This is a genomic window from Sphingobium sp. WR1 (assembly GCF_059693745.1).
This window is the reverse complement of sequence record NZ_JCATID010000011.1, coordinates 68,676-93,007: the sequence shown is the minus strand read 5'-3', so window position 1 is coordinate 93,007 and position 24,332 is coordinate 68,676. Positions and strand designations below refer to the sequence as shown.

Sequence of the window (24,332 nt, the reverse complement as noted above, 5' to 3'; positions counted from 1 at the left end):
CGCAAACAGGTCGCCCTTGGGCGCGGTGGCCAGATAGGCGTCCGCCCAGTCTAGTCGGGTTTCGGTATCCACCGGATCATCCTTACCCGCCCGGATGCCGGAACCGCAAATCGAGCGTCATCGGAAACTCGCCGGGCAGTTCGGCGGGCGGCATGTCGACCGGGCCGGGCGTATGGCCATGATCCTGAAACCGCGCCTTGCGCCGCGCTTCCGCTTCATAGCCGTTGATCGGCAGCGTGTCGTAACTGCGCCCGCCCGGATGCGCGACATGATAGACGCAGCCGCCCAGCGACCGCCCGCTCCAGCTATCCAGCACGTCGAAGGTCAGCGGCGCATTGACCGGCAGATTGGGATGCAGGCAATTGGCCGGCGCCCACGCCTTGTAGCGCACGCCGCCCACGCCCTCGCCCGGCACGGCGATCGGCGTCATCGGCACCTGCCGCCCGTTGCAGGCGACGATGTGCCGCCCCGCGATCAGCCCGGTGGCGCGCACCTGCAACCGCTCGGTCGAACTGTCGACATAGCGCACCGTGCCGCCGATCGCGCCCGTCTCGCCCAGCACGTTCCACGGCTCCAGCGCATGGGTGAGTTCCAGCCCCACGCCGCCCGCATCCACCTGCCCATGGACGGGGAAGCGGAACTGGCGCTGCGCCTCGAACCAGTTCGGATCGAACGTGTAGCCCGCTCCTTTCAAGTCGCCCAGCACCTCCAGGAAATCGGCCCAGACGAAATGAGGCAGCATGAATCGGTCGTGCAGCGCCGTCCCCCATCGCACCAGCCCGCCCTGCTGCGGCTGGCGCCAGAACCACGCGGTCAGCGCCCGGATCAGCAATATCTGGGCCAGGCTCATCCGCGCTTCGGGCGGCATCTCGAACCCGCGAAACTCCAGCAGGCCCAGCCGCCCGGTCGGCCCATCGGGCGAGAACATCTTGTCGATGCAGATTTCGGTGCGATGGGTATTGCCGGTCACGTCGACCAGCAGATTGCGGAACAGCCGGTCGACCAGCCAGGGCGGCGGCAATCTGTCGACACCTTCGGCAATCGGATCGGGCACCTGCGCCAGCGCGATCTCCAGCTCGTATAGCCCGTCATGCCGCGCCTCGTCGATACGCGGCGCCTGGCTCGTCGGCCCGATGACGAGGCCGGAGAAGAGATAGGAGAGGGAAGGATGCCGCTGCCAGTAGAGGATGAAGCTCTTGAGCAGATCGGGCCGCCGGATGAAGGGCGAATCCTCCAGGCTCGGCCCGCCCAGCACGATATGATTGCCACCGCCGGTGCCGACCGACCGGCCGTCGACCATGAACTTGTCGGCGGTCAGGTCGCATTCGCGGGCGAGCGCATAGAGGCGCTCAGTGATCCGCACCGTCTCGTCCCAGCTCGCGGCGGGCTGGACATTGACCTCGATCACGCCGGGGTCGGGCGTGGCCTTCAGCACGTCCAGACGCGGGTCGGGCGGCGGGGCATAGCCTTCGATCCGCACCGGAATGCGCGTCGCCTCGGCGACCCTTTCCACCTGCGCGATCAGTTCCAGATAATCTTCCAGCGTCTGCACCGGCGGCAGGAAGACCGACAGATAATGGCCATGCGGCTCGACCGTGATGGCGGTGCGCACCGCCCCCTCGATGATCACCTGCTCGACCCGCTCCTGCGCCGCCGCGCCGCCCTCCACCTCGCCGACGCGCTGGACGCGCTGGGCCTGCACCTCCTCGCGCGTCGCCGCCTCGCTCACCTGCGCGCGATAGTCGCCCAGCGGCCCGCGCGGTTCGCTGGTGTCGCGCGGATGGATATAGGGATAGGCCGATTCCGGTACATGGGGCAGCGATCCCAGCGGCAGGCGATAGCCCAGCGCCGAATCCCCCGGCACCGCGAACAGCTTGCCCCGGCGCAACTGCCAGATCTCGCTCTGCCAGCGCGGCGTCGCTTGCTGCGTCTGCCAGCGCTGCACCGGCAGCACATAGCCGACCGGCTGGTCGAGGCCACGCTCGAACGCCTTCACCATCCGCGCCCGCGCTTCGGGATCGCTGATCTCGGGCGCTTCCGGCGACGTGTTGACCGGCAGTTCCGCTTCTTTCACCGCCCACACCGCCGGGTCTTCATACACGGCATGGATATGGTCGGCGGAAAAGCCCATGTCGCCCGCCATCGCGCCCAGAAAGGCCTGCGCGTCCGCCGCCGTCACCGCCCGCGCGCCCTCGGGCGCCTCGTCATGGGCGATCAGGTCCGCGTCGCGCCACAGCGGCACGCCATCCTTGCGCCAGTACACCGCATAGGCCCAGCGCGGCAGGCTCTCGCCCGGATACCATTTGCCCTGGCCATGGTGCAGCAGGCCCCCAGGGGCGAACTCGGCGCGCAGCTTGCGGATCAGCCGGTCGGCATAGCCCGCCTTGGTCGGTCCCACCGCATCGCCATTCCACTCGCCCGCCTCGCCGCCATTTTCCGCGACGAAGGTCGGCTCGCCGCCGGTGGTCAGGCGCACGTCCTGACTGTCCAGATCGCTGTCCACCTTGGCGCCCAGCGCCATCACCGCGTCCCAGCGCGCATCGGTGAAGGGCTTGGTGATCCGCACCGCCTCGGCGATGCGCGACACGCCCATGGCAAAGTGGAAATCCACCTCAGCGGGTTCCGCCATGCCGCTGATCGGCGCGGCGGAACGATAATGGGGCGTGGCGCAAAGCGGGATATGGCCCTCGCCCGCGAACATGCCGCTGGTCGCGTCCAGCGCCACCCAGCCCGCGCCGGGCACATAGGCCTCCGCCCAGGCGTGCAGGTCGACCACGTCCTGCGTCACGCCCTTCGGCCCTTCCAACGGCTCGACATCGGCGACCAGTTGGATCGAATAGCCCGACACGAAGCGCGCGGCGAAACCCAGCCGCCGCAGCAACTGCACCAGCAGCCAGGCGGAATCGCGACACGACCCCGTGCCGATGTCCAGCGTCTCCTCGGGGCTTTGCACGCCCGTCTCCATGCGGATGACATAGCCGACCCGCTGTTGCAGCCGCCGGTTCACCTCGACCAGAAAATCGACCGTGCGCCCCCGATGCCCGTCATATTCGGCGACCAGCGCATCGAACAACGGCCCCTGATCCTCCAGGTCGAAATAGGCGGCGAGGTCGGTCTTCAACTGATCGTCATAGGCGAAGGGATAATCCTCCGCATAGGGCTCGACGAAGAAGTCGAAGGGATTGATGATGTCGAGATCGGCGAGCAGGTCGACCTCGATCGAGAAATGATCGACTGGCTCTGGAAAGACGATCCGCGCCAGCCAGTTGCCGTGCGGGTCCTGCTGCCAGTTAAGGAAATGGCCCGACGGTTCGATCTTCAGCGCATAATTGGGCACTTTGGTCCGGCTATGCGGCGCGGGCCGTAATCTTATCACCTGTGGACCAAGCCGGATCGGGCGGCTGTAGCGGTAGGACGTCAGGTGATGGAGCGCGGCCTTGAGCATATATGGATCAAACGCCACGCTTTGCTGCAATGCAATGCGAAACTGTCGCGCGAGGGAAGATTCTCGCAACTTCCATTCGCCGCAGCGTCATGCCGGCTGGGAAAGAGCCGGGTGGACGAAAGTCGCCGATGGCGACAGGATCGCCCAAGATCCAGACAATAGCGGAGAGAGATGATGCGCAAAGCAAGGTGGATGATGGCGGCGGCAGGCGCGTTCAGCCTGGCCGCCTGCTCCGTGGAGAAGGAGCAGGCGGCATCGAATGAGGCGGCGGGCGTCGCGCGGCAGGCGGCAGCGCCGTCCCCCGCGCCTTCGCCTTCGCCGCCGCCATCCGCTCCGCCGGCGACAACGCCCATCCAGACGCAGCCGGGGCCGGAAGGCCGATATGTCGACCTGCTTCGGGCCAATGTCACGGGCGATGTTCTGAGCGTCACCCTGACCTATCGCGCCGCGCCGGGAACACGCTCGAACGGAAGACGGTGGCACGACAGCACGGATTTCAAGATCGATGAGGTCAGCGCGGTCGATGACGCCACGTCGCAGCGGCTCGGCGTGCTCAAGGATGACCGCGGGAAGTGGATGGCCGCGCCGCTCGGTGGCAGCCAACCGGACGAGGTCCGTATCGAGGCAGGGGACGAGGATGTGCAGGCCTGGTTCAAATTTCCCGCTCCCTCCGCCAATGCCAAGACCGTCTCGATCAACATCCCTGGCGCCGGGTCGTTCGACGCGGTGCCGCTCGCGCGATGAAGCGCGCGCCGGGATTCGCGCTGCTGATGCTCGCGGCCGCCTGCGATGGCGGCGCATCCGGGCCGCAGGCGTCGCGGGAAGCCGCAGCCGGGGCCGATCGCTCCGGGCCGGATGACCCCGCGCCCGCGCCTGCGCGACCGGTTGCGCGCCAGACCGGCGCGGCCAGCAGGCTCACGGGGCATAGCAGCGCGCTCAGCGGCATCGTCAGCGATTTCGCGGTCGAGCGCACGGATTTCGGCACCCGCGTCCAGATCGCCGCCGACACGCTGTTCGCATTCGACAAGGCGGTCCTGACGGCGGCGGCGCAGGCGAACCTGCAACGCACGGCCGATCTCGTGCGGCAGGGCGCTCGCGGCACGGTGACGGTCACGGGACATACCGATTCGAAGGGTGAAGAGGCCTATAATCTGCGCTTGTCCACGCAAAGGGCGCAGGCGGTCGCCGACTGGCTTCGCGCCCAGCCCGGCATGGACGGGCGCGCTTTCGGGGTCCAGGGCCGCGGGGAGGCGGAACCCGTCGCTGCGAACGCCAGGGCGGACGGCGGCGACGACCCGCAGGGACGGGCGCGCAATCGCCGCGTGACCGTCGACATTCCCGGCGACATTCCCGGCTAGTCCGGTCAATGGCTCCCGAACCACCGCGCCGCTCGCAGGCGGCGCGGCCGAAGGGGAAGGGGCGTCACTCCCCCTCCAGCCTCTGGCTGAAATAGACCATCTGCATCGCCTGCAACCGCGCGCCCTGCTCGATGTCCGCGTCGCCCGAATGGCCGCCGGCGGTGTCCTCGTAGAAATGATAGGGCAGGCCATAATCCTTCAGCCGCGCCGCGAACTTGCGGGCATGTTGTGGCCCGACGCGATCGTCCTTGGTCGTGGTCCAGATATAGGGGGTGGGATATTTCACCCCCTTGCGGATATTCGCATAGGGCGAAATCTTCTCCAGAAACGCCTTCTCCGCCGGCACGGACACGCTGCCATATTCGTCGACCCACGAAGCGCCCGCCGCGATCTGCTCGTAACGGATCATGTCGAGCAGCGGCACCTGGATCACCACCCCGTTCCACAGGTCGGGATGCTGGTTGAACTCGACCCCCATCAGCAGCCCGCCATTAGACCCGCCATAGATGCCGAACTTCGCCGGCGAAGACAGTTTGCGCGCGAAGATATCCCGCGCCACCGCCGCGAAATCATCATAGATGATCTGGCGTTTGGTCTTCAGCCCCGCCTCATGCCAGGCCGGGCCGAACTCGCCGCCGCCGCGGATGTTGGCGAGTACGAAGCTGTTGCCCCGCTCCAGCCACAGCTTGCCGGTGATCGCGGCATAGCTGGGCGTCATCGGCACCTCGAAGCCGCCATAGGCGGTCATGATCGTAGGGGTCGATCCGTCCTTCTTCAAATCCTTGCGATGGACGATGAAATAGGGGACTTTCGTCCCGTCGCTGGAGGTCGCCTCATATTGCTCGACCACCAGCCCCGCCGCATCGAAGCGCGCGGGCATCGCCTTCACCTGCACCGGCTTCGGATCGCCCGCATCCATCGCCCAGAGCGTCGTCGGCGCCAGGAATCCCGCGACGCTCAGATAGGCCTTGTCGCCCTTGTCGGTCGCGCTCGCGATGGAGATGGTGGCATTGTCGGGCAGCGCCACCGGCTTGCTGGTCCATCCCGCTGTCCCCGGAGTCAGAACCTGTACCCGGCCGCGCACATTGTCGTTGATCGCCAGGATCACATGCCCCCTGCTCGCCGCCACGCCGTCGATCGACTGGCGCGCCGTGGGCGCGAACAATATTTGCGGTTTCAACGCTTCGCCCGATTGCAGCGCTTTCAGCGGCACCGCCGCCAGCGCGCCCGCAGGCACGGTCACGCCACCGCTGGTCCAGGCCTCGCTGGTCTGGATCAGCACCTGCCCCTCGACCATGCCCTGCAACTGGCTCTTGGCGGGCAGCGGCAATTTCTTCACGCCACCCGGCTCGACCAGATAGGTCTCGCTGCCGAAGAAGGTCACGCCGCGATAGAGGAAGGCGGCGCGGTTGCCCGACCCGTCGGACAGGATCATCGGAAAGGTGCCGACCTGATCGCTGGCCTCGCCGCGATAGACCTCCTGCGCCGCCGACAGCGGCTCGTCGCGCTTCAGCCGCTTCACGACGAAGGGATAGCCCGACTTGGTCATCGTGCCCTCTCCCCAATCGCGCGCGATCAGGAGCGTGTCCTTGTCCAGCCAGTCCACATTCTGCTTGGAGGTCGGAATGTCGAACCCGCCCTTCACGAACCGCCCCATCTCCAGGTCGAATTCGCGCAGCGTCACGGCATCCTCGCCGCCGTCGGACAGGTTGATCAGCGCCAGCCTTTCCTCGGGGTCGAGGATGGTCGCGCCCTTCCACACCCATTTCCTGCCTTCCGCCTTCGACAGCGCATCCAGGTCCAGCACCGTCGTCCAGTGCGGCGCGTCGGTCGCATAATCGGCTTGCGACGTGTAGCGCCAGACGCCTTGCGGATGGTCGGCGTCGCGCCAGAAATTATAGATGCGGCCATGGATCATCATCGGCATGGCGATCCGGTCCTTGGCCGACGCGATGGCCAGCGCATCCCTGTAATAGCCCGCATAGCGCGGGTCGTTCTGGAAGGCGGCGACCGTGGCCTCATTCTCCGCCTCCACCCACTGCATCGCGCGCGGGCCGGTCCAGTCCTCCAGCCAGACGAACGGATCGTCGGCCGGAGCGGCCGGGCCGGAAACCGTGGAGGAGGGCGGCGCACCGGCGCCGGTCAAAAGGGCAGCGGAAACCAAGCTCATCATCCTTTTCTTCATGTTCGTTCACTTCCCCCCGTTTTCAGGCCCGTCATCAGGAGCCCTCGTCGATAGCGCCGCCGCAGCACTGCGCCCGCGATCAGCAGAGGCAGCGCGGCAAGGCAGGCGATCAGCCCCAGCCAGACCGGCGACCAGCCGAACAGGCTGTGGATGCCCAGCGCGGACGGCGAGACCAGCAGCAGCGCGCCGGCCGTCAGCAGCCACAATCCCCAGCGCCGCGGCCGCACCGCCACCATCCGCATCTCATGCCGCAACGCCCTGCGCCCGGCTTTGGTCGACGGATCGGGCGGCGCGTCTGGAGTCACGCCGCCTCCGCCTGGCGCGCGGCATAATCGCCGCGCGCCTGCACCACGGCGCCATGATGATCCTCGATCCAGCGGAACAGCGGCCCCAGCGCATCGCCCAGCGACACGCCCAGCGGCGTCAGTTCATATTCCACATGCGGCGGCACGGTCGCGAAATCATGCCGCGCCACCAGCCCATGCGCCTCCAGCGCGCGCAGCGTCTGGGTCAGCATCTTCTGGCTGATGCCGCCGATCCGCCGTTTCAGCTCCCCGTTGCGGCGCACGCCCCGGCCGACCACCAGTAGGATCAGCAGGCTCCATCGGTCGCCGATCAGGTCCAATATCTCGCGCGACGGGCAATTGGCTTCGCACGGATCGATCCGTGCGGCCCATTCCGGCAGGGCGCTGGCTGTCCCGCTCATCGATAGTTACTCCAAGGTGCGTACTTCACTTCCAGTACCTATGCTCTCATCTTGTCCTTCGCAAGCCGGCTGCACCCTTCTGACAGCAATAAAGGACCGACCATGAGCAAGGTTGCCATCATCTATCATTCGGGCTTCGGCCACACCGATGTTCTGGCGCGCGACGTCGCGCAGGGCGTCACCGACGCGGGCGCGACCGCCGATCTGCTGCGGATCGAAGGCGGGCAGGCGGAGTTCGGCGAATTTTTCGACCGGATCGCCGACGCCGACGCCATCATCTTCGGCTCGCCCACCTATATGGGCACCGTCTCCGCGCCGATGAAGGCGTTCATGGACGCCAGCGCGCGGGTCTATTTCACCAAGCAATGGAAGGACAAGCTCGGCGCGGCCTTCACCGTCTCCGGCTCTCCTTCGGGCGACAAGCTCAACACGCTGACCAGCCTCGCCATCTTCGCCGCCCAGCATGGGATGCTCTGGATCGGTACGGGGCAGAATCCGGGCAATAATGACGACCTGTCCGCCGCGACCGACGCGGAAAACCGCCTCGGCAGCTTCATCGGCGCGATGGCGCAGGCCGCCAATGACGCCCCCGACGTGACACCGCGGACCGGCGACCGCGCCACCGCCCGTTCGCTCGGCCATCGCGTCGCGCTGGCGGCGGCGCGCTGGCGGACGGGGGCGATCGAACCGGCCATGGCGGGCTGACGACCGGGGTCATAACCCGATCTTAAACACCAGCCCGCTACGCTACGCGCCTCCTCGGCTATCCAGGCAGGCGCGTTTCGTGGCGATCATCGTCTTCACCCAGCCCGTTCCCTTCCCTATCGCGCCGCTGCGTCAGGTGCTGAACGCACAATTGCCGCTCTACAAATGGCAGATCGGGGAGGCGGACGATGGCGGGGCCAAGACCATGGCGCAGTGGAGCGACCATCAACTGATCGCCGGGCGCACCGATGCCACCGTCCTTTTCTGCGAGCTGTTCGCCCGCCCGGAACCGCTGGCCGGTGACGCGCCGGTGTATAGCTGGCATCTGGAAATCCGCCGCCCGACGACCGACAATGACATGATCGCCCATCGCGTCCTGCTGCTCATCGCCTCGGTGGTGATGGTGCCGGACGACGCCGCGCTCTGCCAGTTGCTGCCCGGCGGCGGCTGGCTCTCGCGCGAGGAGACGCTGCGCGCCGCCAAGGCGCTGCTGGCGGGCGAATCGCTGGAGAAACTCGCGCATTTCGGCCGCCCCGCCAGCGCCTTCGCGGGCAGCCGCGCGGTCGCGCCCGCCGCGACGGCCTCGCCGCGCGGGGAGGGGCGCTATAGCGGCCTCAGCCAGGAACAGGCGCTGCGCCTGGGCGACATGGACGAAACCATGGCCCGCATCCTGCACGAAAAGGGCATGGGCGAGATCGCCGACGGCATGGGCCTGACCAAACCGCCCGCCTTCGCCCATGAGCTGCCGCAAGCCGACCGGCTGCCGACCATGGTGCTGCTGGCGCGCGAGCCTTTGATCCTCGACTGGGGGCAGGTGGGCGATGGGCTGCGCGCGATCGATCCGGCGGGCGACTGGCAGGTCGGCCAGACCGGGATCAGCCATGGCGCGCTGCTCGGGCGCGGCGCGACGATCCGCTTCGACACCGGCCAGGCGCCGCTTCCCGCCTATCTCCTCGCCCAGGCGCAGGCGCGCAGCCATGGCCTGACCGAGGAGGACAAGCGCACGATCGCTACCCACCGGCTGCATCACAGCGTCACCGTCGACCTCGACACCCGCGCCGCCGACTTCCTCGCCGTGCGTCAGGTGGCCAAGGTCGCGACCCTGCTGATCGGCCTCGCCGCCAAGCGCCATGGCTGCGTCGGCCTGTTCAACGCCGGGGTCGGCACGGTCATGCCGGTCGATCGCGTCTACCAGCAGATCGGCATCCTCGGCAGCGACGAAGTGCCGATCACGCTCTGGACCTGGGCCGCCTTCCATTCGATCGAAGCCGACGCCATTTCCATCTCGACCGGCGGGATGCTGCCCTTCACCGGCTATGAGGTGGAATTGTGGAATGCGCCCGGCACGCTGGAGCAGGTCGCGGAGCGGCTGAACGGCGTGCTGCGCTACCTGCTGATCAACGGCCCGGTCATTATCCATGGCGACACGATCGGCGATCATGCCAGCGACCGGTCGACCCGCTGCTTCCTGGGCGACAGCCGCGCCGACCGTGGCGAGCGTACGGTGCCCGCGATGCTGCTGGAATTCGATGCGCCAGAGGTCCCCAGGCCCAAAGCCGACATGCCCCGCCCCGACTCGCCGCCACCGGCCCCGCCATTGGTTCCGCCGCCGGTTCCGGCCCGCACCGCCCCCACCGGCCTGGTCCGCCGCCCGCCCGGCAGCTTCGGCCGCAAGGGGCTTTAACTCTCCCCCCGCATCGTCTATGTCCGCCTGACCCCGGGGGACCGTCCGCAGACGGTTGAGAGGCGGCTTGGTGGCCGCGACCCGTTGAACCTGATCCGGTTGACACCGGCGGAGGGAGGGAAGCGCCTGTCTGAACCGCAGTCCGCACCCGCTTTCCGCCCATAGAGGAGGAGAGACGGCCATGGACACGATTTCGATCCTGACCCTGCGCCTGGCGGAGGCGATGGGCCTCTACATGACCCTCATCGGCATTGGCGGCCTCGCCAATCCCGCCCGCTGGCGTGCGGTGATGGACGACCTCAACGCCTCGCCCGCCCTGGTCGTGGCGCTGGGCTTCACCGTCTTCGCTGTTGGCGTCACGCTGGTCATGATCCACAGCCGCTGGACCGATCCGCTGGCCGTGATCGTCAGCCTCATCTCCTATGTCGCCCTGATCGAGGGCGCGCTTCTCCTCGCCGTGCCGGGACCGCTCATCCGCATCGGCCACTGGTCCACCGGCTTCATCCGCGCCTGGGCGACCATCGCGCTTCTGCTCGGCATTTTTCTCTTCCTCGCCGGCCTCACCGGCCGCGCCACCATTTCCGTCTGAAAGGTACCCTCATGGCAGATGTTCCCGCTCGCACCGAAATGCGCGTAACAACAGGCCCCATCCGCGGCTCCCGCAAAATCCATGTCGGCCCCCTGAAGGTCGCCATGCGCGAGATCGACCTGGAACCCGGCAGCGGCGAGCCGCCGGTCCGCGTCTACGACACGTCCGGCCCCTATACGGACCCCGATGCGCGGATCGACATCATGGCGGGCCTCCCCGCGCTGCGCCGCGACTGGATCATGGCGCGCGGCGATGTCGAAGAATATGACGCCCGTGCGATCAAGCCGGAGGATAACGGCCTCAAGGGGCCGGGCCGTTCGGCCACCGGCACAGTCTCGACTGTGGCGGAATCCAGAAATGGACGCGTGCAGCCCTTCCCCAATGTCGTGCAGCGCCCGCTCCGTGCCAAGGCGGGCATGAACGTCTCCCAGATGCACTATGCCCGCCGCGGCATCATCACGCCGGAGATGGAATATGTCGCTGAACGCGAGAATCTGGGCCGCGCGCGCCTCAAGGAATATATCCGCGACGGCCATGACTGGGGCGCGGACATCCCCGACTATGTGACCCCCGAATTCGTGCGCGACGAAGTGGCGCGCGGTCGCGCCATCATTCCGTCGAACATCAACCACCCGGAAAGCGAGCCGATGGCGATCGGCCGCAATTTCCTGGTGAAGATCAACGCCAATATCGGCAACAGCGCCGTCGCCTCCGACGTCGCCAGCGAAGTCGACAAGCTGGTCTGGTCGATCCGCTGGGGCGCGGACACGGTGATGGACCTGTCGACCGGCCGCAACATCCACGACACCCGCGAATGGATCATGCGCAACTCGCCCGTTCCGATCGGCACCGTGCCCATTTATCAGGCGCTGGAGAAGGTCGGCGGCATTGCCGAAGACCTCAACTGGGACATTTTCCGCGACACGCTGATCGAGCAGGCGGAGCAGGGCGTCGACTATTTCACCATCCATGCCGGTGTGCGCCTGCCCTATATCCCGATGACGGCGAAGCGCGTTACCGGCATCGTCTCGCGCGGCGGGTCGATCATGGCGAAATGGTGCCTCGCCCATCACAAAGAAAGCTTCCTCTACGAGCATTTCGACGAGATCACCGAGATCATGAAGGCCTATGACATCGCCTATTCGCTGGGCGACGGCCTGCGCCCCGGCTCGATCGCGGACGCCAATGACGAGGCGCAGTTCGCCGAACTCTATACGCTGGGCGAACTCACCAAGCGCGCCTGGGAACAGGATGTGCAGGTAATGATCGAAGGGCCGGGCCATGTCCCGATGCACAAGATCAAGCAGAATATGGACAAGCAGCTGGAGGCGTGCGGCGAAGCGCCCTTCTACACGCTTGGGCCGCTCACCACCGACATCGCGCCCGGCTACGACCATATCACCAGCGGCATCGGCGCCGCAATGATCGGCTGGTATGGCACGGCGATGCTCTGCTATGTCACGCCCAAGGAGCATCTGGGCCTGCCAGACCGCGACGATGTGAAGGTCGGCGTCGTCACCTACAAGCTCGCCGCCCACGCCGCCGACCTCGCCAAGGGCCATCCCGCCGCCAAGGTCCGCGACGATGCGCTCAGCCGCGCCCGCTTCGAATTTCGCTGGCGCGACCAGTTCAACCTGTCGCTCGATCCCGACACGGCGGAAAAATATCACGACCAGACACTCCCGGCCGAAGGCGCCAAGAGCGCGCATTTCTGCTCCATGTGCGGCCCCAAATTCTGCTCGATGAAGATTACCCAAGAGGTCAGGGACTTCGCGGCGAAGCAGAATCAGCCCGCCGACGCCTTCATTGCGGCCACCACCGAGGAGGAAGCGGAAAAGGGCATGGCGCAGATGAGCGCCCTCTATCATGAAACCGGCCGCGAACTATACATGGGCGCCGGCGATCGGGAGCATGATTGAGATGCTGTCGTGATGATCCGCGTCTGGTTGGGTGAATGGCTTCGGCGGTTCACCCGACAGTCTTCTATAATCTCGGCTTACAAGCCCCGGCCACCACATCCAGCCAATGTGCCGGGCACCTTTTACGTGGAGGATGGATGCTGCATTTCCTGCGGTGTCTGGGAGGATGTGGCGCCCGATCTGTTGGCGTGGCTGCCAGACGGCAGTTATTCCCACTGCTACGTCGCCCGTCAGCCGGAAACCGATGAGGAATTGTCGCGGATGATGGAGGCGATGCATGTCGGCGAGGCGGACTGTATTCGCGTTCGTCAATGTCGGCCCGATTGGGCGGAGCGGCTGCGTCGAGCGAGGCTGGGGCATCAGATCGATCCAGATTGATCGGGGCATTTGATACCGCGCTCCAGCCATGTTATAACCCCTGTATGAACATGCCCCTCAAAATCACGAAGATCGGCAACAGCGCCGGGGTGATCCTGCCCAAGGAATTGTTGGCGCATCTGCACGCCGTCGCAGGCGACAGCCTGTCGGTCGTGCTCACGCCGCGCGGCATTGAGCTGTCCGCCGCCGAACCGGATTTCGATGCCCAGATGGCCGCCGCGCGCGAAGTGATGGCGCGGCGCAAGCGGGCGCTGCGCGAACTCGCCAAATAATGGCGCAGGAAAGTTGGGTCTGGGTCACGCTCGCCGTGGCGGAGGCCGCTCATGCCGAACAGATGGCCGAACATGGCGGCGGTGGCGACGCGCTGCGCGATCGCGGCCTGTTCGAAAGCGCCATGGCCCGGCCGCAACAGATCGCCCATTATGGCGAGCCGGATGCTGCGACGCTTGCGGCCGCCTATGCCTATGGCCTTGCGCGCAATCATCCCTTCATCGACGGTAACAAGCGGATCGCGGCGGTCGTCAGCGAAACCTTCCTGCTGCTCAACGGCTATGGCTTGACGGCTACGGACGCCGAACTGGTGGTCGCCTTTCTGGAACTCGCCGCCGGCACGCTCTCGGAACACGACCTCGCCGACTGGTTCCGCCAGCATCTCGCCGGCTGAAACGCCTTTCCTATTCGCGTCGCCTCTGATCTATCCTGTTGGATGGAACAGACTCCTTCCCCCAATCCGCCCGCTCGTCCCACCCCCAGGCGCCGCGCCCGCTGGACGCCGGCATTGCAGGCGCGCTTTCTCGCCATGCTGCTTCAGACCGGCAGCGTCCGCCACGCCGCACGCGCGGTAAGCATGTCGCCGTCCAGCGCACATCGCCTGCGCCATCGTCTCACCGGCACGCAATTCGACCGCGACTGGGATGAGGCGCTGGCGCTGCATGGCCAGTTGATGACCCGTCCGCTTGCCCTCGATCATGGCGCCCACGCTGCCCCGACGGCGACAGGGCGGTGAAGGCGTGCGGTATCCGGGTGACGCATCGGAGACGCATCGGAGACGCTTCGGGGGCGCTTTGCAGGCGCTTCACGAGCGCTTCGGGCCGAAAAGCCCGACGACAGCGTGAACTTCGCCCATCCGTCAGATCGCGCCCGGAAACGCCGCGCCTTACTCCTCCAGCGCCACGACGCTGCGCCGCTTCTTCCAGTCCAGCGCCACGCCGATCCGCTGGCCAAGACTGCCGTCCCAGTCGGTGGCCAGCCCATGGGCCTCCAGTTGCTCGACGATGCGATGGCCGATCGCGATCGCGGCCGCCTCGCCATCCTCGCAGGCGCCGTAATTCAGGTAGAGGCCATGGCCCTCGATCGCGCTTTCCGTGTCCTGCATGTGGAAAAAGGCATAGCCATCCGCCGGTTCGCCGGCCTTCTGCGCCGCCTCGACCTCGTCCCAGATTTCGGATGCGCCGCAGGTGCCGCAACAGGTGAAATTCTGCCGTGCGATCACGCCCTCGGCCTCCAGCGCGGCAAAGGCGGCGTCCAGCCGGTCGCAATCGGTGGCGTGGGTCCAGCCCTGCTCGGCGGCGCGATGCTCGGCCAGCGCGACCCGCAACGCCGCCGACGCCTCGCGGCGCAGCGCCGGCATCGGCAATTCCTCCTCGAACACCTCATGCGCGTTGGTCAGGATGGCGTCCTCGTCATAAAAGCCGCCGGACACGTCGCGCCGCACCTGATCGCGCAGCGCCGCGATCGGATCATAGGGGGGAATATGGGTCTGCGGCTCTGTGGTGGTCGCCCTGGTTCCGAAAATCCGATTCCACAAAGTCCCGAACATGCGCCCGTCCTGCCTCCCGCACTGCGTCGCGTCGATCCTACCATGCCCCGCTCCGCCGGAAAGGGAAAGGGGGAAGCGCACGACCCGCCGCATCGATCGGCGTTTCGGGGCATCGCTTTTCCGCCCCGCCTCTTGCCTCCGCGCCGCGAAAACCGCACCATATCCGCTCGCTGAACCGCAAAGGATCGTTCATGGCCTCCCGTCCGCTTGTGACATCTCCGCTTATGATATCGATGCTGATCGCGCCGCTCGCTTTGGCCGCTTGCACCGGCGGGGAGAAAGCCGGGAACAAGACGGCGGCGAACGCGACCGATGCGACGACCGACGCCGCGGTGCCCGCCAATGCGGCCAACGGGGCGGCGTCCGCGCCCGCCCCGGACGCATTTTCCCGTTATGTCGGCCATTACCCCTTCGACAAGGTCGGGGCGTTCGGCTGGCATGACGATCCCGCGGTGGTAAAGGCGGTGGAAACGGCCGTCACCGACAAGGCGGTGCGCAAATGGGTGCTGGAGGATGCGGGGCCCGCCACGCCCATTGCCATGGTGGACGGCCGGGTCGCCTCCTGGGCCTGCGAGGCGCATAATTGCGGCCCGCATCAATGGGTGACTCTGGTCGACCCGAAGAACGGTGTGGCGGAAATCTGCTATTTTGACGAAAGCGTCGCCGCCGACCGGACGCGCTGGTTCAGCGGCGGCAAGGAGGAGGCGCGTCCCGGCAAATGTCCCGAGGTGGAAGGCTGATCGCCGCATCCTTGGATCGGACCGCCTCTGCCACTAAATAAGCCCAAATGCCGCCATCCACGCCCGATTCCTTGCCGATCCCGCCCGTCTGGGCCACCTTGCGGCGTTTTCTGCCCTATCTCTGGCCGGCCGACGCGCCCGCGCTGCGCCGCCGCGTCGTCCTCGCCATGGCGCTGGTGCTGCTGGCCAAGGCGGTCAGCCTCGCCATGCCCTTCGCCTACAAGGCAGCGATCGACCGCATGGCGCCGGGCCTGGAACCCGCCGCCGGCCTCGCCATCGCTCTGGTCGCCGCCTATGCTGGCGCGCGTTTCGGCAGCGTGCTGTTCGACAATCTGCGCAACGCCGTCTTCGAAAGCGTGGGGCAGGAGGCCGGTCGTCGCCTGTCGGACGATGTCTTCGTCCATCTCCATCGCCTGTCGCTGCGCTTCCATCTCGACCGCCGCACCGGCGCCGTCACCAAGATCGTCGAGCGCGGCACCAAGAGCATCGACACGATGCTCTATTTCCTGCTGTTCAACATCGCGCCCACCATCATCGAACTGGTCGCGGTCTGCGCCATTTTCTTCGTCAAGTTCGGCCCCGGACTGGTCCTTGCGACGCTGATCATGGTCGGCGCCTATATCTGGTTCACCCGCACCGTCACCGAATGGCGCAACCAGTTGCGCCGCGACATGGTGGACATGGACACCAGCGCGGTCGCCCATGCCGTCGACAGCCTGCTGAATTTCGAGACGGTCAAATATTTCGGCGCGGAGGATCGCGAAGCGAAGCGCTACGGCAGCGCCATGCGCCGCTACGCCCAGGCGGCGGTGAAGTCGGAAAACAGCCTCGCCTGGCTCAATATCGGCCAGTCGCTGATCACCAATCTGATGATGGCCGGGGCCATGGGCTATACCGTCTGGGGCTGGAGCCGCGGCCAGTTCACCACCGGCGACGTGGTGCTGGTGAACACGCTGCTTTCCCAGCTGTTCCGCCCGCTCGACCTGCTCGGCATGGTCTATCGCACCATTCGCCAGGGGCTGATCGACATGGAGGCGATGTACCAGCTGATCGACACAAGGACCGAGGTCGCCGATGCGCCGGGCGCGCCCGCGCTCCATGTGGCGGGCGGCGAGGTCCGCTTCGACCATGTCCGCTTCGGCTATGACCCCGAACGCGAAATCCTCCACGGTGTCAGCTTCGCGGTGCCGGCGGGCCGGACGCTGGCGATCGTCGGCCCGTCGGGCGCGGGCAAGTCCACCATCGCCCGCATCCTCTTCCGCTTCTACGATATTCAGGGCGGCAAAGTGACGATCGACGGGCAGGATATCGCCGGGATCGCCCAGCAGTCGCTGCGCGCCGCGATCGGCATCGTGCCGCAGGACATGGTCCTGTTCAACGATACGGTCGGCTATAATATCGGCTATGGCCGCGAGGGTGCGACCCAGGCGGAGATAGAGGCGGCGGCGAAGGCGGCGTCGATCCACGACTTCATCATGGGCCTGCCGCTGGGCTATGACACACGCGTCGGCGAACGGGGTCTCAAGCTCTCCGGCGGCGAAAAGCAGCGCGTCGCCATCGCCCGCACGCTGCTGAAAGACCCGCCGGTGCTGGTGCTGGACGAAGCGACCAGCGCGCTCGACAGCCGCACCGAAACCGAGATCCAGACCGTGCTGCGCGATATCAGCCGCAAGCGCACCACTTTGGTGGTGGCGCACCGCCTCTCGACCGTGGTCGATGCCGACGAGATCATCGTGCTGGATCAGGGCCGCATCGTCGAGCGCGGCCGCCATGCCGACCTGGTCCGCGCCGATGGCCTCTACGCCACCATGTGGGCACGCCAGGCCGCCGAGCGGGAAGTCGCCCCCGCCGAGCCGGGCATCGAGGATGTTTTTGAGGTGGTGCGGCCGCTGTCTTGATGCGGACTTTGGTCGCGTGATTTATCTCTTCATCCGTTCGCTTCGAGCCCTTCGACTGCCTGTCAAGGCAGGCGCTCAGGACAGGCCAAGGTCGAGAAACGTCGCGGACAGGTGTCTCGACTATGCTCGACACGAACGGCTGCCATTGGGTTCTGCTTAAGGCTCGCCGGTGCTTTGCTGCATCCGCCGTTCGGCGAACCATTGCGACAGCATCTGGGCGGTGCAGCCGGTAAAGCCGGCCGCGCCGTTGACCGAGCAGCTATTGGGCAGATTCTGCCGCTGCGTCGCCTCCATCGTCGCCACCTGACTGCCCCAGCCAGGGCCGCCGGACGGCGCAGGCTTCTCCCGCAGCTTCTTGGGGATGCGATAGCGTTCGGCTTCGGGCCGTCTGGCGCACACGACGATCTCGTCGCCCTTGCCCTGCGGACAGGGATCGTCGCCATAGACCAGCAGGTTGATGGTCCGCTCGGGCGGCGGCGCCGGCTGCGCCATCGTGGGAACGGGGAGAAGGGCGATCAGCGAAAGGCCAAGCAGGGGAATTGCGCCATGGCGTGGCATAGAAACGGGTCCTTCATTCCCCTCTGGTGAACGTCGCGGGCCTCCCTCAAGTCCCGGTTGTGCATATAGGGACGGCACGCAGCCATCCCAACCGTCATTGCGGCGGCGAAGTGGTGTCCTGCGGCGCCGGCTGCTGCTGGCCCTTGGCTTCGGCCTCTTCCTCGGCCTTCACCCGCGCCTCGATCGCCTTGCTGTCGGCGTCGATGGTCGACAGGCGCTTGGCGCGCTCGGCCGCGACCAGATCCTTCCAGCTCGCATTGTCCGCCTGCTGCCGCTCGGCCTTGGCGAGGCGGGCGAGCTGCGCGAAGCAGCCGGTCGCGCCGCCCGCGCCCGATGGCGAGCAGCTTTCGGTGCCGGACCGGCCGACATATTCCATCGACCGCACCCGTTCGCCCCAGGCCTGGTTGCTCGGCTTGTTGGGATCGCCGCGCAGCGGTTCGGGAATGCGATAGCGTTCCTCCTCGCCCTTGCGCGCGCAGACGACGATGTCGCCGCCCTGGCTCTGCGGGCAACTGTCGTCGCCATAGACGATGACGATATTGACCTTCTCCGTGCCGCTGCTGGTGGCGGCCGTGGGGGCGCTGTCCTGCTGGGCCAGCGCGGGGACGGCGACGCCCGTCAGGGCGAGGGCGGTGGCGATCATCACTGTCTTCATCATCTGTCGTCCTTATCAGATGCGCTTCGACAGCGCGATGGCGGCGCGGCAGCCCAGGCGGATGGCGCCGGACAGGAGCGGGTAGGCCGGCGCCTGCTCCGCGCCATGGGCGATGGCGGCGTCGCGATGCTCCACCTCCTCCGCCTGAAAATCCGCGATGGCGATGGAGAGTTCCGCATCTTCGCCGCCCAGCGCTTCGAGCTGCTCGGCATAATGTTTGTCGATCTCGGTTTCGATCGCGGCGGTGCAGGCCATGGCGGCCTTCGGTCCGATCGCGGCGGTGACGGCGCCCAGGGCAAAGCCGGCGGCGCTCCAGATCGGCGCCAACGCGGTCGGGCGTACCCCGCGCCGGGCGATCATCGCGTCGAACGCTTCGCGATGCCGCTCCTCCTGCGCCGCCATCCCGGCGATCAGGCGCCCATAGGGATGCCGATCGCCCATGACCGCCAATTGTCCGGCATAGATACGGGTGGCGCCGAACTCGCCCGCCTGGTCGACGCGCAGCATCGAGGCGCGGCCGGCATCGGTCAGCCTTTTGCCCGGTCGCGGGAAATCCCTGGGAGCACTCATGCCTTCCTCGCTTTCAACAGCAAGGCCAAGATGGCGAGCGCGACCGCGCCCGACAAGAGGCCGTTATAGCCCGCCAGCGAAATGCCGAAGAGGCTCCATGGCGCGACGTCGCAGCGGGTGATGGGGCTGGCCATAATCTGGTTGAGCAGATCGGTCGCGCTGCCCCCGGCCGGCGAGGTGGAGCAGGTGGTGAGCCCTTCCCACCAGCCATATTCGACCCCGGCATGGAACAGGCCGATAAGGCCGCTGATGCCGATGGCGAGGCCCGCCAGCCCCGCGAACAGGCCGCTGGCACAGGCCCGGTTCCGCACGCCATAGGCGACCAGCGCCAGCGGGATCGCCACCATATGCGGATAACGCTGCCACCAGCACATTTCGCAGGGATGCAGGCCGCCGACATATTGCGAGGCATAGGCGCCGCCCAGCAGCAGCATCGGAGTCAGCAGCGCAAGGGCGCGGGCCTTGGCGAGGGACGGGGACAGGCTGTTCATAGTGCCCGCTTAAACCCTCGCCATGCTTTCGTCATGCTGAACTTGCAGGGACTTAACGCCCGGACGGGGGATTATTTCGCCCCCGGCTTGCGCGCCGCCAATTGTGTCTGGGCGATCGTCGCGCCGGGCGTGCCGGCCAGGCGCGAAATCGTCTTGAGCGCATAGTCGAGCTGGAAATCCTCGACACCCTTCTTCTTCAGATCCTCGGCCGACATGGCGAAGCGCGGATCGTCCTTCGCATCCTCTTCCAGCGCCTTGTCGTCGGTCTTGATCTCGTTGATCAGGTGACGGCGCAGGTCGCTTTCGCGGAACCGGGGCCGGTTTTTGTAATCGGGGTCCGACAGTTGCGGCACGCGGATGTCGGGCTGGATGCCGCCTTCCTGCACGCTGCGGCCCGACGGCGTATAATAGCGCGCGGTGGTCAGCTTGAGCGCGGTCGTGTTGGACAGCGGCAACATGGTCTGGACGCTGCCCTTGCCGAAGCTGCGCTCGCCCATCACCAGCGCACGATGCTGGTCCTGAAGCGCGCCCGCGACGATTTCCGACGCCGACGCGGAGCCTGCGTCGACCAGCACGATCACCGGCAGACCCTTCGCATCGTCGCCCGGCTTGGCATAATAACGCTCGACATCGCCCTTGGCCCGGCCACGCTGCGACACGATCTCGCCGCGCTCCAGGAAGCTGTCGCTGACCGACACGGCTTCATCCAGCAGTCCGCCGGGGTTGGAGCGCAGGTCGAGAATATAGCCGGTGGGCTTGTGGCCCAGGCTCTTGTCGATGCTGCGGATCGCCGACCGCACGTCCGCCCCGGTATTGGCCGAGAAGCTGACGATGTTGATGACGCCGATATTATTCTTCACTTCCCATTTGACGGGCTTCAATTGAATGATCTCGCGCGTCAGCGTCAGTTCGATCGGCTTGTCGCGGCCGGCGCGGACCAGGGTCAGCTTGAGGCTGGTGCCCGGAGCGCCGCGCATCTTGTCCACAGCCTCGTCCAGCGTGCCGCCATAGATGAGCTGCCCGTCGATATGGGTGATATAGTCGCCCGCCTTGATCCCCGCGCGCCAGGCCGGGGTATCCTGCGTCGGCGCGATCACCTTGACCGCGCCATCCTCCTGCGTGACCGACAGGCCGAGGCCGCCATAGCTGCCCTCGGTCTGGGTGCGCAGATTCTGGAAGTCGCGTGCGTCGAGGAAGCTGCTGTGCGGGTCGAGGCTGGCGAGCATACCGTCGATCGCGCCCTTGATCAGCTTCTCGTCGTCGACCTTTTCGACATAGTCGCTGCGGACCTTCTGGAACACGTCCATGAATTCATCGAGCGCCTTGTAGCTCGATGCCTCCCCATCGGCGAGCGCGGCAGTGGTGGCAGGAATGAGCGCAAGCGCCCCGAGCGCAACCGCGCCCTGGAGGAAGGTGGATTTCATGGCTGTCCTTGGAGTCCGCATCAATGCTCCGATATAGGCCGATTCGCGACGCAACGCAAAAGCGCGCTTCGATGGAGTGTCGCTGAGCGGCGATGAGCGTCGGGTTAATGGGGGCGGTCACAAGCCGACGCCCGTTCGTTTCGAGCGAAGTCGAGAAACGCAAGCGTCACGCTGGTCGCTTCTCGACACGCTCGAAGCGAACGGAACACAGCGCTTTCTTCAGCCCAATCCCACCAGCGGCACGATGTCGACCGGGCGGCCGTTGCGGCGCAGTTCCACCGTAACGTTCGGCCGGTCCGCGCCGGTGATGCCGACAGGGTCGCCCTGGCGCACGCTGTCGCCCACCTGTGCGGTCACGCGATGCAGACCGGTGATGAGGGTCGTCCAGCCCTGACCATGGTCGATGATCAGGATCTGGCCATAGTCGCGATAGGGACCGGCGAAGGCGACGCGGCCGGCAGTGGGCGCGATGGCCTGCGCGCCCGGCTGCGTCACCAGCGTCAGGCCGCGCGATCGCACGCCGCTGTCATTGACCTCGCCCATGCCGGTGACGAGCTGGCCGATCACGGGGAGGCGATAGGGCGGCGGACCCCCGGCGGAGACTTCGCGTTCCGGCGCGGGGGCGCCGGCCCGGTCGGGGCGGGCGGGGCGCGGCAGCGGGCCGGACAGGGTGGCGAGACGGTCGCGGAGATCCCCCGCTTCCTCCAGCCGGTCCATCAGGTCGACAATGTCGCGCGCCCGCTCGCCCAGCGCAAGCGCGCGCTCGCCCTCCAGTCCCGCATTGGCGCGATAGTCGCGCGCGGCGACCCGCTTCTGCGCCTCCAGTGCGGCGAGTGCAGTTTGCTGCCGCCTGCGGTCGGCCTGCGCCTGGGTGAGGGCGTCGGCGGCCTGCTGGGCGGTGGCGCGCAGTTTGCGGCTCTGCTCCAGTTCGGCGCGCAGGCCGGCGGTGCGCTGCTGGATCACGGGCAGCACCTGCCCCAGCACCGCACGCATATGGACGGCGTCGGCGACCGATCCGGGCTGCACCAGCGCCAGCGCCAGCGGCCGGCGCGCCATCATCTGGAGCGCGGCGGTCAGGCGGACGACCGGCTCCTGCCTGGCGGCAAGCCGGGCCGCCTGGGCGCGCTGCATCCGGTTGATGATGGCGATGCGGGCCTGCGCCGCCTGAATGTCCGCCTCCGCCTGCTGGATGCGCGCGGCGACGGCGGCGGCGCGGCGGCGCGCCTGTTCGGCCTCGTCGCGGGCGGCGGTCGCCTGCTGCTCCAGCCGGGCGGAACGGTCGCGCGCCTCGTCCGACTGGCGGCGAGCATTTTTGAGCGCCTGCTGCTCCTGCGCCAGTGTCGTGCCGGCGGTGCCCGGCAGGATGATCGCGTCCCCGTCCGCGGCGGGCAGGCGCGTCGCGGCAAGGGCCATCAGCCCCGCCAGTCCGCCTGCAATGAGGATATTGCGCTTCACCCGATGCCCCGCCCGTGACACGTCACTGACTAGGCACAAGCGTCGCCCATGTCGAGGCAGGGAAAGGAAAGGCGCCTCACCCTTCCCGATGATAGGGATGGTTGGCGAGGATCGAACAGGCCCGCCACAATTGTTCGGCCAGCATCGCGCGGGCCATCATGTGCGGCCAGGTCATGGCGCCGAAGGCGATCAGCAGGTCGGCATTGGCCCGCTCCGCATCGTCAAACCCGTCCGCCGCGCCGATCAGGAAGCGGCATTCGCGCGTGCCCGCGTTGCGCCAGGCTTCGACCCGGCGAGCAAAGTCCATGGAGGATAATTGCCTGCCCTTTTCGTCCAGCATGACCGTGACGGTGCCGGGACCGACAGGGGGCAGCTTGCCGCCCCGATCAGGCATTTCGGTAATCCTGTACGGCATGGTCAGCCGCCTGACATAGCGGTCGACCAGATCCGCTTCGGGCGAACGCCCGATCTTTCCGCGCGCGATGATGTGGAGCAGCATGGCCGCTCCCTAGCCTCTCATCGCGCGCCTGTCGAAGGGCGCGTCAGGCGTTGCCCGCGATCGGCGCGTCGACGAAGCCCCACATCCGTTCCAGATTGTAGAAGCTGCGCACTTCGGGCTTGAACAGATGGACGATCACGTCGCCGGCATCGATCAGCACCCAGTCGGCGACCGGAAGGCCCTCGACCCGCGCGGAGCGGCCGGTTTCCTTCTTGATCTTCTCGGCCAGATGCTGGGCCATCGCCGCGACCTGGCGCGACGAACGGCCGCTTGCGATCACCATATGATCGGCGATGCTGCTCTTGCCTTCGAGGGGAATGGAGATGGTTTCCTGCGCCTGGTCGTCGTCGAGCGACTGCATGACAAGGGCGTGCAGGGCGGCCACGGAATCGGCGCTCAGCACCGTATCGTTGGCAGGGGCGAGGTTAGTCAAATATACTCCAATCTGTTTCTGCTGGCCGCATTTCCGAGCCGGATGCCCGCCTCCGGCGGTCCTCCTCGAAATGCGTCATACGATCACCCGGCGCGTGAGCGGATCGCGCGCACACGTTGCTTCATATTCGCGATGCCAGAGGGGGTCCGCCTGCCGCAGCAGGGTCGCCGATCTTGGATCAGGGCGAAAGCGCAATAGCACGAGCGCCGGTGGTCTCCAATTCGTCCAGTCTGCACTCTGGCGCGCGGACCGGACGAAGCGCCGCAGCCAGCTCATGGCCGCAGAGCCACGGGCATCATCATCATAGCCGGGACGGGCGATCACGGCAATGGGCATCTGTCGCGCAATGCCGCGCCAATTCCTCCATTGGCCGAACTGGGCCAGATTATCTTCGCCCATCAGCCAGATGAAGCGGCGTCGCGGATAGCGGCGGACGAGCGCGCGCACCGTGTCGATCGTATAGCGGGTGCGCAGCTGCTGCTCGATAGCGGTGACGCGGATCGGAGCGCGACGGGCGATTTTCTGCGCGTGGGCGACGCGCGTGGGCAGCGGCGCCATGCCCTTGGCGGGCTTGAGCGGATTGCCGGGTGACACCAGCCACCAGACCTCGTCCAGGTCCAATGCGTCCTTGGCGAAGAGGGAAATGGCGCGGTGCCCGCCATGCGCCGGATTGAAGGAGCCGCCGAGCAGGCCGATACGTGTCATGGAACTGCCATGCCAGCAGGCGGGCGTGGCCGCAAATGGGAAATGCGTCACCCAATTTCGGATATTTCCCGCTGATTTTGACATTGATGCGGGAGGGGATGTCCGCCCCTGACCGC

The 24,332-nt window shown here is 66.8% G+C and carries 26 protein-coding genes and 1 riboswitch; of the genes, 12 read left to right on the top strand and 14 right to left on the bottom strand.

What is annotated here, in order from left to right:
* Positions 1–82: 82 nt before the first annotated feature.
* On the bottom strand, positions 83–3,445 hold the full coding sequence (locus AC58EF_RS14365) for a transglutaminase family protein (protein WP_497277106.1): 3,363 nt from the start codon (positions 3,443–3,445) through the stop codon (positions 83–85).
* Positions 3,446–3,619: 174 nt separating this feature from the next.
* On the opposite strand from AC58EF_RS14365, the gene AC58EF_RS14360 reads away from it, so the two are divergent.
* Both AC58EF_RS14360 and AC58EF_RS14355 read left to right on the top strand, forming a co-directional pair.
* Positions 3,620–4,189, top strand: a complete 570-nt coding sequence (locus tag AC58EF_RS14360) for a hypothetical protein (RefSeq protein WP_497277012.1) — start codon at positions 3,620–3,622, stop codon at positions 4,187–4,189.
* Positions 4,186–4,803, top strand: a complete 618-nt coding sequence (locus AC58EF_RS14355) for an OmpA family protein (protein WP_497277011.1) — start codon at positions 4,186–4,188, stop codon at positions 4,801–4,803. Before AC58EF_RS14360 ends, AC58EF_RS14355 begins: the two co-directional genes overlap by 4 nt.
* Positions 4,804–4,867: 64 nt before the next feature.
* Here AC58EF_RS14355 and AC58EF_RS14350 read toward each other — a convergent pair whose 3' ends face one another.
* From AC58EF_RS14350 to AC58EF_RS14340, 3 genes are read right to left on the bottom strand one after another with little or no spacing between them, the layout of a single operon-like run.
* Positions 4,868–6,976: a prolyl oligopeptidase family serine peptidase gene (locus AC58EF_RS14350; RefSeq protein ID WP_497277010.1), complete on the bottom strand. Its 2,109-nt coding sequence runs from the start codon at positions 6,974–6,976 to the stop codon at positions 4,868–4,870.
* 8 nt (positions 6,977–6,984) lie between these two features.
* Positions 6,985–7,230 carry a hypothetical protein gene (locus tag AC58EF_RS14345; RefSeq protein WP_497277105.1) on the bottom strand — a complete coding sequence of 82 codons (246 nt, stop codon included), beginning with the start codon at positions 7,228–7,230 and terminating at the stop codon, positions 6,985–6,987.
* Positions 7,231–7,289: 59 nt separating this feature from the next.
* A complete protein-coding gene (locus AC58EF_RS14340) occupies positions 7,290–7,694 on the bottom strand; it encodes a winged helix-turn-helix transcriptional regulator (RefSeq protein WP_497277009.1) in 405 nt (134 codons plus the stop codon).
* Between the two features lie 102 nt (positions 7,695–7,796).
* On the opposite strand from AC58EF_RS14340, the gene AC58EF_RS14335 reads away from it, so the two are divergent.
* The 8 genes from AC58EF_RS14335 to AC58EF_RS14300 all read left to right on the top strand — a co-directional run bounded on the left by AC58EF_RS14335 (position 7,797) and on the right by AC58EF_RS14300 (position 13,975).
* A complete protein-coding gene (locus tag AC58EF_RS14335) occupies positions 7,797–8,399 on the top strand; it encodes a flavodoxin family protein (RefSeq protein WP_497277008.1) in 603 nt (200 codons plus the stop codon).
* A gap of 79 nt (positions 8,400–8,478) precedes the next feature.
* Complete coding sequence (locus AC58EF_RS14330; RefSeq protein ID WP_497277007.1) at positions 8,479–10,083, top strand: DUF4261 domain-containing protein; 1,605 nt, start codon at positions 8,479–8,481, stop codon at positions 10,081–10,083.
* Positions 10,084–10,107: 24 nt separating this feature from the next.
* Positions 10,108–10,217, top strand: a riboswitch (TPP riboswitch).
* A gap of 47 nt (positions 10,218–10,264) precedes the next feature.
* Entirely contained in the window at positions 10,265–10,672 is a 408-nt protein-coding gene (locus AC58EF_RS14325; RefSeq protein WP_497277006.1) for a DUF2065 domain-containing protein, read from the top strand.
* Positions 10,673–10,683: 11 nt separating this feature from the next.
* A complete protein-coding gene (thiC, locus tag AC58EF_RS14320; protein WP_497277005.1) occupies positions 10,684–12,591 on the top strand; it encodes a phosphomethylpyrimidine synthase ThiC in 1,908 nt (635 codons plus the stop codon).
* Positions 12,592–12,603: 12 nt separating this feature from the next.
* Complete coding sequence (locus tag AC58EF_RS14315; protein WP_497277104.1) at positions 12,604–12,969, top strand: ferredoxin; 366 nt, start codon at positions 12,604–12,606, stop codon at positions 12,967–12,969.
* A gap of 44 nt (positions 12,970–13,013) precedes the next feature.
* Complete coding sequence (locus tag AC58EF_RS14310) at positions 13,014–13,241, top strand: AbrB/MazE/SpoVT family DNA-binding domain-containing protein (RefSeq protein ID WP_497277004.1); 228 nt, start codon at positions 13,014–13,016, stop codon at positions 13,239–13,241.
* Positions 13,241–13,633, top strand: a complete 393-nt coding sequence (locus AC58EF_RS14305; protein WP_497277003.1) for a type II toxin-antitoxin system death-on-curing family toxin — start codon at positions 13,241–13,243, stop codon at positions 13,631–13,633. Before AC58EF_RS14310 ends, AC58EF_RS14305 begins: the two co-directional genes overlap by 1 nt.
* A 42-nt stretch (positions 13,634–13,675) precedes the next feature.
* Complete coding sequence (locus tag AC58EF_RS14300) at positions 13,676–13,975, top strand: LysR family transcriptional regulator (protein ID WP_497277002.1); 300 nt, start codon at positions 13,676–13,678, stop codon at positions 13,973–13,975.
* 150 nt (positions 13,976–14,125) lie between these two features.
* Here AC58EF_RS14300 and AC58EF_RS14295 read toward each other — a convergent pair whose 3' ends face one another.
* Positions 14,126–14,788 carry a DUF6891 domain-containing protein gene (locus AC58EF_RS14295; RefSeq protein ID WP_497277001.1) on the bottom strand — a complete coding sequence of 221 codons (663 nt, stop codon included), beginning with the start codon at positions 14,786–14,788 and terminating at the stop codon, positions 14,126–14,128.
* Between the two features lie 224 nt (positions 14,789–15,012).
* Here AC58EF_RS14295 and AC58EF_RS14290 point away from each other — a divergent pair, with 224 nt between their 5' ends.
* Together AC58EF_RS14290 and AC58EF_RS14285 are read left to right on the top strand one after the other, a co-directional pair.
* Complete coding sequence (locus AC58EF_RS14290) at positions 15,013–15,528, top strand: hypothetical protein (RefSeq protein ID WP_497277000.1); 516 nt, start codon at positions 15,013–15,015, stop codon at positions 15,526–15,528.
* 47 nt (positions 15,529–15,575) lie between these two features.
* On the top strand, positions 15,576–17,426 hold the full coding sequence (locus AC58EF_RS14285; RefSeq protein ID WP_497276999.1) for an ABCB family ABC transporter ATP-binding protein/permease: 1,851 nt from the start codon (positions 15,576–15,578) through the stop codon (positions 17,424–17,426).
* A 156-nt stretch (positions 17,427–17,582) separates the two neighbouring features.
* On the opposite strand, the gene AC58EF_RS14280 is transcribed toward AC58EF_RS14285, so the two are convergent.
* The 9 genes from AC58EF_RS14280 to AC58EF_RS14240 all read right to left on the bottom strand — a co-directional run bounded on the left by AC58EF_RS14280 (position 17,583) and on the right by AC58EF_RS14240 (position 24,216).
* A complete protein-coding gene (locus AC58EF_RS14280; RefSeq protein WP_497277103.1) occupies positions 17,583–17,918 on the bottom strand; it encodes a hypothetical protein in 336 nt (111 codons plus the stop codon).
* Positions 17,919–18,078: 160 nt separating this feature from the next.
* Complete coding sequence (locus AC58EF_RS14275) at positions 18,079–18,642, bottom strand: hypothetical protein (RefSeq protein ID WP_497276998.1); 564 nt, start codon at positions 18,640–18,642, stop codon at positions 18,079–18,081.
* A gap of 12 nt (positions 18,643–18,654) precedes the next feature.
* The gene (locus AC58EF_RS14270) at positions 18,655–19,209 is read right to left on the bottom strand and encodes a demethoxyubiquinone hydroxylase family protein (protein ID WP_497276997.1); all 555 of its coding nucleotides are present in this window, start codon (positions 19,207–19,209) and stop codon (positions 18,655–18,657) included.
* Positions 19,206–19,700 (bottom strand): disulfide bond formation protein B, encoded by a 495-nt coding sequence (locus AC58EF_RS14265; RefSeq protein ID WP_497276996.1) that lies wholly within the window; start codon positions 19,698–19,700, stop codon positions 19,206–19,208. The genes AC58EF_RS14270 and AC58EF_RS14265 overlap by 4 nt, the downstream gene beginning before the upstream one ends.
* Positions 19,701–19,771: 71 nt before the next feature.
* Positions 19,772–21,124 (bottom strand): S41 family peptidase, encoded by a 1,353-nt coding sequence (locus AC58EF_RS14260; RefSeq protein ID WP_497276995.1) that lies wholly within the window; start codon positions 21,122–21,124, stop codon positions 19,772–19,774.
* 219 nt (positions 21,125–21,343) lie between these two features.
* Complete coding sequence (locus AC58EF_RS14255) at positions 21,344–22,537, bottom strand: murein hydrolase activator EnvC family protein (protein WP_497277102.1); 1,194 nt, start codon at positions 22,535–22,537, stop codon at positions 21,344–21,346.
* A gap of 118 nt (positions 22,538–22,655) precedes the next feature.
* Entirely contained in the window at positions 22,656–23,078 is a 423-nt protein-coding gene (locus AC58EF_RS14250) for a 23S rRNA (pseudouridine(1915)-N(3))-methyltransferase RlmH (RefSeq protein WP_497276994.1), read from the bottom strand.
* A gap of 43 nt (positions 23,079–23,121) precedes the next feature.
* A complete protein-coding gene (gene rsfS, locus AC58EF_RS14245; RefSeq protein WP_497276993.1) occupies positions 23,122–23,511 on the bottom strand; it encodes a ribosome silencing factor in 390 nt (129 codons plus the stop codon).
* Positions 23,512–23,586: 75 nt separating this feature from the next.
* Positions 23,587–24,216 carry a nicotinate-nucleotide adenylyltransferase gene (locus AC58EF_RS14240; RefSeq protein ID WP_497276992.1) on the bottom strand — a complete coding sequence of 210 codons (630 nt, stop codon included), beginning with the start codon at positions 24,214–24,216 and terminating at the stop codon, positions 23,587–23,589.
* Positions 24,217–24,332: the final 116 nt, after the last annotated feature.

Bases quoted from the DNA above. Each gene is read 5' to 3' on its own strand.
- AC58EF_RS14365 (WP_497277106.1), bottom strand. From the start codon at position 3,445: ATGCTCAAGGCCGCGCTCCATCACCTGACGTCCTACCGCTACAGCCGC.
- AC58EF_RS14360 (WP_497277012.1), top strand. From the start codon at position 3,620: ATGCGCAAAGCAAGGTGGATGATGGCGGCGGCAGGCGCGTTCAGCCTG.
- AC58EF_RS14355 (WP_497277011.1), top strand. From the start codon at position 4,186: ATGAAGCGCGCGCCGGGATTCGCGCTGCTGATGCTCGCGGCCGCCTGC.
- AC58EF_RS14350 (WP_497277010.1), bottom strand. From the start codon at position 6,976: ATGATGAGCTTGGTTTCCGCTGCCCTTTTGACCGGCGCCGGTGCGCCG.
- AC58EF_RS14345 (WP_497277105.1), bottom strand. From the start codon at position 7,230: ATGCGGATGGTGGCGGTGCGGCCGCGGCGCTGGGGATTGTGGCTGCTG.
- AC58EF_RS14340 (WP_497277009.1), bottom strand. From the start codon at position 7,694: ATGAGCGGGACAGCCAGCGCCCTGCCGGAATGGGCCGCACGGATCGAT.
- AC58EF_RS14335 (WP_497277008.1), top strand. From the start codon at position 7,797: ATGAGCAAGGTTGCCATCATCTATCATTCGGGCTTCGGCCACACCGAT.
- AC58EF_RS14325 (WP_497277006.1), top strand. From the start codon at position 10,265: ATGGACACGATTTCGATCCTGACCCTGCGCCTGGCGGAGGCGATGGGC.
- thiC (WP_497277005.1), top strand. From the start codon at position 10,684: ATGGCAGATGTTCCCGCTCGCACCGAAATGCGCGTAACAACAGGCCCC.
- AC58EF_RS14315 (WP_497277104.1), top strand. From the start codon at position 12,604: ATGATCCGCGTCTGGTTGGGTGAATGGCTTCGGCGGTTCACCCGACAG.
- AC58EF_RS14310 (WP_497277004.1), top strand. From the start codon at position 13,014: ATGAACATGCCCCTCAAAATCACGAAGATCGGCAACAGCGCCGGGGTG.
- AC58EF_RS14305 (WP_497277003.1), top strand. From the start codon at position 13,241: ATGGCGCAGGAAAGTTGGGTCTGGGTCACGCTCGCCGTGGCGGAGGCC.
- AC58EF_RS14300 (WP_497277002.1), top strand. From the start codon at position 13,676: ATGGAACAGACTCCTTCCCCCAATCCGCCCGCTCGTCCCACCCCCAGG.
- AC58EF_RS14295 (WP_497277001.1), bottom strand. From the start codon at position 14,788: ATGTTCGGGACTTTGTGGAATCGGATTTTCGGAACCAGGGCGACCACC.
- AC58EF_RS14290 (WP_497277000.1), top strand. From the start codon at position 15,013: ATGATATCGATGCTGATCGCGCCGCTCGCTTTGGCCGCTTGCACCGGC.
- AC58EF_RS14285 (WP_497276999.1), top strand. From the start codon at position 15,576: ATGCCGCCATCCACGCCCGATTCCTTGCCGATCCCGCCCGTCTGGGCC.
- AC58EF_RS14280 (WP_497277103.1), bottom strand. From the start codon at position 17,918: ATGGCGCAGCCGGCGCCGCCGCCCGAGCGGACCATCAACCTGCTGGTC.
- AC58EF_RS14275 (WP_497276998.1), bottom strand. From the start codon at position 18,642: ATGATGAAGACAGTGATGATCGCCACCGCCCTCGCCCTGACGGGCGTC.
- AC58EF_RS14270 (WP_497276997.1), bottom strand. From the start codon at position 19,209: ATGAGTGCTCCCAGGGATTTCCCGCGACCGGGCAAAAGGCTGACCGAT.
- AC58EF_RS14265 (WP_497276996.1), bottom strand. From the start codon at position 19,700: ATGAACAGCCTGTCCCCGTCCCTCGCCAAGGCCCGCGCCCTTGCGCTG.
- AC58EF_RS14260 (WP_497276995.1), bottom strand. From the start codon at position 21,124: ATGAAATCCACCTTCCTCCAGGGCGCGGTTGCGCTCGGGGCGCTTGCG.
- AC58EF_RS14255 (WP_497277102.1), bottom strand. From the start codon at position 22,537: ATGGCCCTTGCCGCGACGCGCCTGCCCGCCGCGGACGGGGACGCGATC.
- AC58EF_RS14250 (WP_497276994.1), bottom strand. From the start codon at position 23,078: ATGCTGCTCCACATCATCGCGCGCGGAAAGATCGGGCGTTCGCCCGAA.
- AC58EF_RS14240 (WP_497276992.1), bottom strand. From the start codon at position 24,216: ATGACACGTATCGGCCTGCTCGGCGGCTCCTTCAATCCGGCGCATGGC.